This window comes from Actinokineospora sp., from assembly GCF_050699995.1.
Taxonomy (GTDB): domain Bacteria; phylum Actinomycetota; class Actinomycetes; order Mycobacteriales; family Pseudonocardiaceae; genus Actinokineospora.
In genome coordinates this window covers 1-10,855 of record NZ_JBOHGC010000407.1, presented here as the reverse complement: position 1 = coordinate 10,855, position 10,855 = coordinate 1, and the positions used below count along the sequence as shown (strand labels likewise).

Genomic DNA, 10,855 nt, shown 5'->3' with positions numbered 1-10,855 from the left:
GCCGAGGGCGCCCCGGGCGCGCGCCGCGTGCGCGAGCCACGGGTGCCGCTGGCCGGGATCGCGCGGCCGCCGCCACGCCAGCAGCAGCTCGCGGTCGGGGAGCCAGGCGGTCTGGACGAACAGCTTCGAGAACGCGGGGTGCGACGCGTGATGGCGGGCGTCCAGGAGCACGACCTCCAGATAGCTGGTCAGCTCGATCGTGCGCGGGCGGTCGGTGAGGTTCTGGAGCGTGACCCGCCGGCATTCCGCCGCACGCTCCGCGTCCACCCACACCTCCATGCGGCTCGCGATCCCCGACTGGCGCCGCCCGATCGCCAGCCAGCCGGGACCGTGCTCGCCGTCGTGCGCCCCTGGCGCGCCCGGCACCGGGCGGTCCGCGAGCGACCAGAAGGTCCCGTCCGCCAGATCGCGCAGGTAGAGGAACCAGCCGTCGGCATCCTCGACCGGGTCGCCGCGCCAGAGGGTGAGCGCCTGCCCGTCCAGCCACGCACCGCCGGTGCCGGACTCGGTGACGAGCGCGCGATAGCGGCCGTTGCCGAGCAGCCGCCCGCGGGGGCTTCCGGGGGCTGAGCGGTGCGAAGCGAGGGTCGCGGGGGGCGCCGAGATCGCCTCCCGCGGGCCGCGATGCCGGACCATCAGCGCAACCGGACGACGATCCGCTCGAGGGTGGTCCCGCCGGCGTCCAGACGGCAGCGATAGACCCCGCTCGGGAGATCGGCCCCGTCGAGACGGATATCGTGGACCCCGGCGTCCCGCTCTCCGTCCACGAGCCGCGCGATCTCCCGGCCGCTCACGTCGTAGACCACCAGACGCACGTGCCCCGCCTGGACGAGCTGGAAGCGGATCGTGGCATGGGAGAGCATGGGGTTCGGCGCCACCTCCAAGCCGCCCCGGAGCGGACCGGGTCGCGGCTCCTCGACGCCGACGATCGCGGTGAACCCGGCCCCCTGGAGGCCGGCCACCACCTCCGGGTTCCGCATGAACCGGTTCCAGACCCGGGAGGTCCGATAGTTCTCGATCATGATGGCGATCGGCCCCTGGTCGATCCCGAGCACGTCCGCGCCGTACCAGTCGGGATTCGACGTCAGATTGAACGCGTCGCGGAAGCCGTAGGGCCCCCACAGCACGCCCTTGTAGGTGTTCCACAGGTTCTCGATGACGGGGATCACGATCTCGGGCGCGAACGGGATCGAGCTGATTGCGGCGGTGGGCGTGATGGTGCCGTTGTCGTTCTCCGCCGGCGGGGCCCCGTGTGCCACGTACAGCGGCGCGGGCGGCGGATCGTCCGAGGCCGTGAGCCCCCAGAGGTCGGCGCCGTATCCCGTGAACCCTCCGGGATTCGCGATGCAGTAAGCGCGCTGGGCGTAGGTGGCGCGGCGCGAGTTCTCGAAGTAGGTGAGGCCGTGCGCGGTCATGTACGTGTCGTTCCAGGACCGGAAGTCGACCCAGCAGTGGGTGTACTGATGGCCGAAGAGCGGCGCGAAGCGCACGTAGGAGTATCCGTAGTGCGTCTCCCAGTCGTACCCGGCGGTCCAGGTCGACCACGAGCAGCCCACGATCGGATGGGTCGGGGACCCGATCGCCAGCAGGTAGAGGATCATCGCCTCGTTGTATCCGAACCACGCGCCGAAGGTCGAGAACCCGGACTCGGGCTTCCAGCCCATCCAGATTGCGGTGCAGCACGGCGGATTGCAGGTCTGCACGAACGTCCAATCCACGCGCTGGTAGATTGCGTCGGCGAGGGCGCGGATCTGGACTTCGTCGGCGGCAGGGCCGTCGAAGAACTGCTTCGCGTCGAGGATCCCCGCCAGCAGCAGCGCGGTGTCAATGGTCGACAGCTCGCTGCTCCAGACCCTGGTCGCCGTGTTCATGTCGAGGAAGTGGAAGAACAGTCCCTTGTAGCCGCTCACGCCGCCCACCGCCAGGCCCTGCGGCGTGTTCCAGAAGGTCTGGAGCGCGGTGAGCACCCTCGCCGCCGCGGCGGCCCGCGACACCCACCCGTGATCCACGCCGATGCAGATCGCGGAGAAGCCGAATCCCTGCGCCGCGATGCTGCAGGGCGACCCGGGCTGGCTGCGGTCGCGGATCAGGCCATTCGTGGGATTCGACTCGTCCCACGCGTAGCGGAACGCGCCGTACTGGAGGCTGTCCAGGATCGCGTCGGTGGTCTCGACGGTCGCGGCCCGGGCCGCCGGTGCGCCCAGGCCGGACACCACGAGGATGAGGAGCAGGATGGGCGCGAGGCGTCTATGCATGGATACGGTCTCCCGATGAGGGTGGCATGAAGTCCTAGTACTGCATGGCGAGTGTCAGTCGGTGCACGTTCCCCAGCCGTCCGTAGTCGGCCCAGGCGTAGTCGATCCGGTAGTCGAACGCCTCGAGGCGGCCTTTGATTCCGGTCCCGAGCGCGAGGCCCTCCTCGGAGTCCACCTTGAACAAACCCTGGTAGCCGGCCCGGATCGCGAACAGATCGCGGAAGCTCGCCTCGACCCCGCCGCTCATGCTCTCGGGGTTGGAGTTGGGGTGGTTCGCCTCGACCGAGGTCCAGACACGCCAGTCGGGGGCCGGCCGCCAGGGGAGCCCGACGCCCACGCGGAATAGCACCGGAACCGGGTAGGCCTGCACGAAGCGCTCTCCGGGGAGTGCCCCGTTGTCGCCGGCGCGGGTCGGATCATCGTCGTAGGTGATTCGCAGGTCGCGTCCCGAGAAGCGCGCGCCGGTCCCGAAGTTCGAGATGCTGGACCCGATGTGGAGGCCGTCCGGGCGGATCCGGTACACCGTGCCGACGTCGAAGGTGACCGTCCCCGCCGAGCTGTGCCAGACGGTCTCCTGGAAGTACTTCACCTGGATCCCGGCGCTGAACCGCTCGCTGATGGAGCGGGCGAACCCGAGCCCGAGCGCGACGTTCGAGACCGAGTAGCGCTCCCCGGTGCCGAGCGGCTGGCTGACGGTGCGCACGTCGATCTCGCCGGAGTTGAGCGAGGATACCGTGGCGAATGCGGTGCCCCACGTCTTGAACGGGATCGCCGCGGCGACGTAGTCGTACCGGATGCCGGCCAGCCAGTTGATGTGGGTGAGCTGGAATTCGAGGCGTGAGACGCGGCCCGCCGCCGCGGGGTTGTAGTAGACCCCGTCGATACCCTCGCCAGCCGCCACGCCCGCGTTGCCGATCGCGGTGAAGCGCGCGCTGGGCTCGATCAGCAGGAACTGCCCCAGCGTGGTCCCGGTCTTGGTCTGGGCCGGGGCCGGCGGCGCGATCGCGAGCAGCACCGCGATCGCCGCCCCGCCGGCAGCCCCGGGACTCCGGAACCTCGCGGCCCTTGCGACCGCGCGAGCGTTCATTTGATGATCGCGAACTTGCCCACGTGGGTGCCGATCCCCGGCGCCTCGACATGGAAGACGTACAGACCCGGCGCCACCTCGAGATTGTCCTTGGTGCGCAGGTTCCAGGCCACGAATCCCTCGAACGACGCCTCGTGCCGCAGCGTCTGGACCAGGTCACCGCGCACCGTGTAGATGCGGATGGTGCACGACGTGGGAAGCCCGCGGAACTCCATGCGGCGCTCGCCGCGACCGGTGACGTTGAAGGGGGCGGGCTCGAAGCTCGCCGATTCGACATAGGGATTCGGCACCACGTACGGCACGGTGGCGAACGCGGTGCGGGCGACGCCCTGATCGACCCGCGCGCCGCGGGTGGTGAACGTGAAGACGTCGCCCTCCCCCAGCGGCTTGTCGAGCCGCAGGTGGTAAACGTCGCCGGCCCCCGGCGGCCGGAGCGGGACGCCCGAGGCGGGCAGGTCGAGCTGCACGCGCCAGGTGTTGAGCGAGTCGACCCGCACGTTCGGGATCGGGCATAGGATGTCGATCCGTTCGTCGGAACGGCTGAGGGTGCTGTCGCGCTGGGTGCCGTTGACCAGTCCATCGCGGAAGATGAAGTCGAGCTGGACGTCGCCGGTGTCGGTGTGGGCGAACACGCGGAACTTGGCCGGGAGCGCGGGTGGGAACGGGAACGCGGCCTGGCCCGTGTCCCGCACCACGTCGTCGAAGACGATCGAGATGTCGTCGGGGAATCCGGTCCGCCGCCGGTTGATCGACTGGACCGGCTGGTAGGACACCCTGAACTTGGCGTTGGTCGGACTCCCGGACGGGAAGCCCGTCAGTTGCGTGTTGACGCGCACGCTGTCGATCCCGGAGACCAGGGGCAGCAGGCCGCATCCGATTGAACCCGTGCCGGTGGAGTCGAAGTCCCGGCCGTTGGCGAAGCACACCGCCCCCGAGGTGCTGTCCGATAGCACGTAGCGCGTGGCGTGGATGCTCTCGGGGCTCGAGGCGAAGAAGGCGACCTTGAACAGGTGGCCCTCGGGGATCAGGTTCGAGTTGACGACGTCGACCGACACCCGGCCCACCCCGTCGCCCAGCACGTGGGCCGCGGTATCGGTGTCCACCGTGGCGCCGCGGAATCCCAGCGCCCGCGGGTTGGGCCGCACGTTGACCACGTTGCTGGGCAGGATGGTCCCGCCGCGGGTCGTCCGGATGACCGTGACCGCGTTCTGGGACGGGAAGACCTGCCGGGTCACGGTCGGCGATTCCACCCCGTAGTCGTAGGCGACGATCGCGTAGTAGTACTCCTGCCCGTTCGTGACGGTTTCGTCGGTCCAGGTGTGGGTGATCCCGGTGTCGTCCCCGAGCCAATACTGCACCCCTTCGACCGCCCGCTGCGAGTAGCCGCGCCGGCCGTCCACCAGGTCAAACTGGACCAGGGGCTCGCGGAGCCCGATGTCGCCGCCGCGGCCGGTCGTGATCTTCTCCGGATCGTTGAAGTCGGGTTCGGTCGAGCGGTAGATCTTGTAGCCCTCGAAGTCGAACGCCCCGGTGACAGGGTCCACGCCGCGCTCGGCCACGTCGTCCCATGACAGGCGCACGAAGCCGTCGCCGGCCTCGGCGGTGAGCGTGGGCCGGGGTGGCGGCACCGCGAACTGGTAGTTGCCGTCGTAGATCTGCTGGACCGTGCCCACCGTGGTGCGCAGCTCCGAGAGGTCGGCGCCGTAGGCGAGCGCGAGGCTGAAGCGTTCGCGTTGCCCCGCCCGCAGCGGGAACGGGCCCGAGGCGAACAGGAACCCGATGTTGTAGTTCGACGCCAGCGCCGAATCGAAACGCGCGGGTTCGTAGGGATCGGTGAACTTGGTGTAGAGCCGCTCGGGCCAGCTGTTCGCGTCGGTGTAGAACAGGATGCCGTCCGTGGTCGGGTCCGGGTTGCCCGAGCCCGCCTTGATCCGGTTCATCTTGAAGCCGGTGAGACCGATCTGGTCCGACTCGTTGAGGTCGGTGCGGTCGAAGTTGGGCTCCCCTTCGCTGGGGATGCCGTCGCTCTCGCCGGTGTCGCTGGTGCCGCCCACGCCGTCGGCACCCACGTCGTTGAACTCCGGGACCCAGTCCATGTCCTCGTCACCGGTCCACCAGCTCCCGATTCGGTACGGGGGCCGGTCCGCGAGCGGGCCGTAGGCGGCCTCGAAAAGGGCCAGGTCGTAGTGGGTCAGGACATGCGCGCGGATCGCGTCCTGGCCCAGGATCTGGACGCCGGGCCCGCCTTCCCGCCGCTCGTCGATGAAACCGTCCTCGTCGTTGTCCACGCCGTCGGTCGCGTTCCCGGGGGTCTCGAGATAGGCGTACCCGAGGTAGCCGGTGCGGCCGCAGTTCCCGCTGCGATCGGTGCCGTGGCCGAAGCGGTCCCAGGTGTAGACCAGGTTCAACTGGGCGGACTTGTCGAAGAACGCGTTGTCGTCGTCGGACTCGAAGATGCCGTCGCACGAGAGCGCCGACCCGCCCACGCCCGAGTCCATATAGAGCCCGAAGATGATGTCCCGATAGTCGGTCGTGCTCTCGTTGGCGATGTCGTAGTGCCAGAAGATGACGTTGCCCGCCTGGGGGTTCGCCCACTGGAATCCCCGGACCTCGACGCGCAGCCCGAGCCCGTGACGCGAGCTGTCACGGGCGTCCGGCGAGTACAGCCAGGCGTCGTAGAACTCGTCGTCCATGACGAAAAAGCTCTCCTGGTCCGCGGCGGCGCGCTTGCCGAAGTAGCCGTTCCAGCTTCGCGACCACCCGGGATCGTCGGGGTCGTCGAGACGGTCGGGCCAGGTCCGGGGCCAGGTGAGCGTATCGGTGCTGACCGCCGGGGATCGGGCCCGGTTGATGTTGGGGTCGGGCTCGAAGTAGCCCGGGCGCGGCTCGAACCGCATGATGCGGTTGAACTGCGGGCTGAGCTGCTGGCGCTCGCGGAATCCCGTCTCCATGAGGAACACGTCCTGCCCGTCCCGGGTGCGGATCTTCGACAGGACGAAGGGCGTGATGCCGTCGGAGTAGTTCATCCCCGTGCCGCGCGGCACCTCGACCGAATGGAACGTGCTCAGGTCGACGTTCCCGGGATCAGCCGGGTAGTCCCCCACCATGCCGAAGTTCCAGAACACCGTGCGGATGTTGGCCGCGGCGTGGAGCCCGGAGCGCTCGGCATCCAGCCGTCCCCGCTGTGCCGGCGGGACCGGCACCGGGACGTCGGCGGACACCGGAACCGGCGGCACGGCCAGCCCGAGGGCGAGGGCCAACGAAGCGAGGGCAGGGCGCATGCGCATCACGAGCGGCCCTCCCAGCGAATCCCGAGCTCGATCCGGCGCGGCGGGTAGTAGCGGGTCGGGTTGGCCAGATCCCTCCGGTCCGCGGCGGTGTCGGTGCGCGAGTAGAACGGACTGCCCGAGTTCGCGAACACCGCCCCGTTGAAGAACCGGGTGTCGAACAAATTGTAGACGGTCACGAACGTGCTCCACCCGGCGAGGAGCCGCTTCTCGCCCCGCAGATCCATCAGGAACGAGAGCGGCTTGCGCCCCGAGTTCGCTTCGAGCGACCCGCCGAAGCCGGTCTCGGTTGCCGGGGTGTACGGCTGCCCGCTCGCCGCGCGGAACACCCCGCTGGCGTTGAACGAACCGGGCCGGGCCAGCGTCACGGTGAGGTTGACCGTGTGTCGCTGGTCCCAGTTGAGCGGCACCTGCCGCGGGCGCGGGTCCTCCTTGGCGTCAACGCGGGCCGCGGTCTCGTAGGGGTCGCTGGAGTTCCCGCCGGCGACCTGCCAGGTGTAGTCGAGCGCCGTACTCACCAGCCCCAGCGCGCGCTGGTCGAGCGCCACGGTGAGCCCGATGACGTTGCCGAAGTCGATGTTCGACAGCCGTTTGTACACGGCGTTGTTGTAGGTCGTGAGGATCTCGGTGCCAAGCAGGTCGCGGATGTCCTTGTAGAAGAGCGTCAGGTCCAGGCCGAGCCAGTCGCGCAGCTCCTGCTTGTACCCGAACTGGTACTGGATCGACTTCTCCGGCCGCACGTCGGGATTCCCGAGCACGCCGTAGTCCTTCTCGGAGCTGGCCTGGAGCGTGCCGAGCACCGAGTAGTCCGCGTTGGCGTACATCTGTCCGATCTGCGGCATCTGGTAGAAGTGACCGTAGGCGAAGAACAGCGAGGTCTTGGGGGTCACCGGGTAGGACACGCCGAGCCGCGGCGAGATCGTGAGCTTGCGGGACGCCGCCCGCGGCGGCACGTAGGCGGCGCCGGCGATCGTGTTGGCCGGGTTGGCGAGGTCGCCCGGCACCGAGGTGCGCGGGTTGAAGTACTCGTAGCGCAGCCCGGCGCGGAAACGAAGATCGTTCCACTCGATGTCGTCCTGGGCGTAGATGGACCCGAACACCGGTGCGTACCGGCGCGGGGGCGGGAATCCCTCGGCTGGCTCGTCGAAGTGGCGGACGTACTTGGTGCCGGTCCAGACCAGGTGCCCGGGGACCCCGAAGCGCACCCAGGCCGGCTGCCACTCGAACCCTGCCTTGATCTGATGGTCGCCCTTGAGCACGTGGTTCAGAGCGCCGGCGAACACGACCGCGTTGGTGTTCTGGACGAAGCGCGTCTCGGAGACCCCGCCCAGGACGGCGTCGTACTCGAAGCCCTCCACCTTGAACGGCGGCCCGATCAGGTCGTAGCGGGGGTCGAAGACGGAGTCGTAGAGCATGTCCTTGTAGTCGAAATAGTTCTGCCTCACGTTCAGCCGATAGAACGAGGTCGGGCTCAGCGTGTGGGTCCACTCGAAGCCGTGCACCGCGGAGCGCGTGCGCTGTTTCGGCAGGCCGTCCACGTTGAGCCGGAAGTCCCAGTTCTCGTTCCGCGACTCGATTCGGTTGAGGATCGCCTGGTAGCTCAGCTCGACGTTCGGGATCGAGCGGTTGGTGAGTTTGGCGAGGCCGAGCCATTCGCGGGTGTAGCCGACCGGCAGGTACTCGGGCCGCACCCCCGTGTAGATCACGGTGTCGGGATCGGACCGGTCGATGTCGACCAGGCGGCGCTGCCCCTCGAGATAGCCGTTCTTGACGCCGTAGCGTCCGCTGACCAGGAACAGCGTCCGCGGGAGCCCGATGGGGCCGCTGGCGGTGAGCTGGTAGTTCTGGAGCGTCCCGGGGTTGAACTCGTCCTTCGCCGGCCGGGAGCTGCCGGGATAGATGAAGTCGCCGTTGAACACCTCCCCCGACCACTCGAAACGATCGCTCCCGCGCCGCAGGACCGCGTTGACAACGCCGCTCATGGCGTGGCCGTACTCGGCGTCGAAGGTGCCGCTGATGACCTGGACCTCTTCGAGGACGGAGCGGTCGAGGCGGACGGAGGCGGCATTGTCGAACGGGTTGTTCACCGTGAGCCCGTCGACCTGGTACTGCACCTCGCCGCGCCGGCCACCCCGGATGTGCCCGTCCACGACGCCGGCCTGGAGATTGACGATGTCGTCGAGCTGCTGCACCGGAAGCGTGGCGATCTCGGCGCGCGTCACGGTCGCGACGTTGCTGGTGAGTCCCAGCTCGACCACCGGGCGCCGCGCGCTGACCACCACCTCCTGCAGCTGGACCGCGCTCTCCTGGAGGGTCGCGTCCATCGCCGTCGTGCGGTCGGCCGGGATCGACACCCCGGTGAGCACCGTGGTCGCGTGGCCGATGAGTCCGACGCGCAGCGTGTAGGTGCCGGCCGGAACGTTGAAGATGGTGTAGCGACCGTCGTTGTCCGTGACCGTGCCCAGACGTGCCTCCGGCAAGGCCACATTGGCCCCGGCGAGCGGTTGCTTCTTCCCGTCGCGCACGACCCCGGTCAGCTTCCCGGTCGTACCCGCTCGCGCTGTCGCGATCCCTAGAGATAGTGCGAGCGTCGCCGTGGCGGCGACGCTCGCCCACCTCCAGCTTCCACGTGCCGTCATGCCGGACTCGGGCCCCTGGGCGGCGCGCGGCGGCGGCGAAGGCCGGGCCCGCGTGGCCCACCCCCCGCCACCGACCTCACCGCGTGATGAGCATTCTCCCCGCCATTGTGGTCGCGGGTCCACCCCCGTCTTCGAGGACGCGGAGTCGGTAGCCGTAGAGCCCGCTCGCGAGCCCCTCGGCATCGAAGATCACGTACGAGAGTCCGGCCGGCTGGAGGCCGTAGTCCCGGAACGCCACCCGCCGCCCCAGCAGGTCGAACACGTCGAGCCGGACGTGGCCCGGGCGCGAGAGCATGAAGTATACCGAGGTCCGGTCCGGGAACGGATTCGGGCGGTTGCCGAGGAGCGACGCGACGCCCGGCGGACCGGTCCCGGGCGGCTCCACCCCCACGACCTGGTAGGCGGGATCGAGATAGCCCCAGGCCGGGCCATCCTTGCTGCCCCCGTCCGCGCCGCTACCGCCGGCGTGCTCGCGCTGCCACCACACCCGGGCACTGTAGCTGTCGGGCCAGTTGGTGAACGAGTCGCCGTCGAGGTGATCGATGCCGATGAAGAGCCGGCGGTCCCCGAGCCCCGCGGGGTAGCCGATCTTGGTGAGGTCGATCCACATCTCGGCGGTGTAACCCACGTCCGACTGTGTGCGATCGAGCGTATCGAGCGGCGACGAGGACTTGAGCTGGAGCGCCACCTGGGCGCCGCCCTGGCCGATCAGCGGCGGCAGCTCGTCCTGCGCGAGCGCCTGTCCGGAGGGCCCCACCTGGAAGCTGTAGCGATAGGCCTTGAGCTGGTGATTGCTGACGCTGCGCGCGACGTAGTCGTTGAGCGTCACAATGAAGCCGTCCCAGCGGCTGTCGATCGAGTAGTACTGGACGATCTGGTCACGCACGTCGAACCCCAGGTAGAGCCGGTCCCCCTTGTGGAACCATTTCACCGTGCAGTCCGCCGGATCCAGGATGAGCGGCAGGGGGTCGGGGTCGCCGTCGATGCCGTTCACGGCGATCTGGTATTGCCCGCTGCGCCAGGGCCCCTGGCCCGGATAGGAGGCGCGCAGCGCGGTGTCATCGTAACGGATGTCGAAGGACGGAGCACCCTGCCACACGTTGTCGGCGAGCGAGCCGTCCATCACCGGCCCCGCGTAGTTGTCGGCCGCGGGAATCCGCACGTCCGGACCGAAGGCCGGCGTCGGCCCGGAGGCGACCGTGACCCCCGGCTTCCCGATCACCCGCACGTTGTGGAACCAGAAGTCGTTCCCCCACGGGTTCTGCCACCACACACGATTCGCGCTGAAGATCGACTGGAACGGCCAAAGCCAGTCGCAGTCGTAGATCGACACGTTCCATTCGACCACGTCGCCGCCGGCCTGGGTGACGTCGTACCCCATCATGCCCAGGTCGAAACGCATCTCGATCACGTAGCCCCAGTCGTTGTCGTCGCTGGGATTGCCATCCACGTTGTTGTCGTCGTTGCTGATGCCCCCCACCGTGGTGACGGCATCCCAAGCCTGGATCTCGGTCGGCGTTCGAGGCCGCGGACAGTTCGAGGGGTTGTCGCTGCATCCGGTCCACCAGCCGCGGAACCGGATCGGGG

General features: G+C 68.9%; 6 protein-coding genes. All 6 read right to left on the bottom strand.

The genetic code is table 11. The features are described 5' to 3' along the window. The coding region (locus ACRDSQ_RS20145; protein WP_431423193.1) for a hypothetical protein at nucleotides 1–636 on the bottom strand (636 nt) is incomplete at its 3' end. After that, the gene (locus tag ACRDSQ_RS20140) at nucleotides 636–2,255 is read right to left on the bottom strand and encodes a glucoamylase family protein (protein ID WP_431423191.1); all 1,620 of its coding nucleotides are present in this window, start codon (nucleotides 2,253–2,255) and stop codon (nucleotides 636–638) included. The genes ACRDSQ_RS20145 and ACRDSQ_RS20140, both read right to left, overlap by 1 nt. A 34-nt stretch (nucleotides 2,256–2,289) precedes the next feature. Then, nucleotides 2,290–3,270 carry a PorV/PorQ family protein gene (locus tag ACRDSQ_RS20135; protein WP_431423189.1) on the bottom strand — a complete coding sequence of 327 codons (981 nt, stop codon included), beginning with the start codon at nucleotides 3,268–3,270 and terminating at the stop codon, nucleotides 2,290–2,292. A gap of 68 nt (nucleotides 3,271–3,338) precedes the next feature. Beyond that, entirely contained in the window at nucleotides 3,339–6,629 is a 3,291-nt protein-coding gene (locus ACRDSQ_RS20130; protein WP_431423188.1) for a hypothetical protein, read from the bottom strand. Beyond that, a complete protein-coding gene (locus ACRDSQ_RS20125; RefSeq protein ID WP_431423186.1) occupies nucleotides 6,629–9,154 on the bottom strand; it encodes a TonB-dependent receptor in 2,526 nt (841 codons plus the stop codon). The genes ACRDSQ_RS20130 and ACRDSQ_RS20125 overlap by 1 nt, the downstream gene beginning before the upstream one ends. 190 nt (nucleotides 9,155–9,344) lie before the next feature. Continuing rightward, on the bottom strand, nucleotides 9,345–10,855 hold a 1,511-nt coding region (locus ACRDSQ_RS20120), incomplete at its 5' end, for a hypothetical protein (protein WP_431423184.1).

What these genes read in the sequence shown, in the direction of transcription:
- ACRDSQ_RS20140 (WP_431423191.1), bottom strand. Translation starts at nt 2,255, where the DNA reads ATGCATAGACGCCTCGCGCCCATCCTGCTCCTCATCCTCGTGGTGTCC.
- ACRDSQ_RS20130 (WP_431423188.1), bottom strand. Translation starts at nt 6,629, where the DNA reads ATGCGCATGCGCCCTGCCCTCGCTTCGTTGGCCCTCGCCCTCGGGCTG.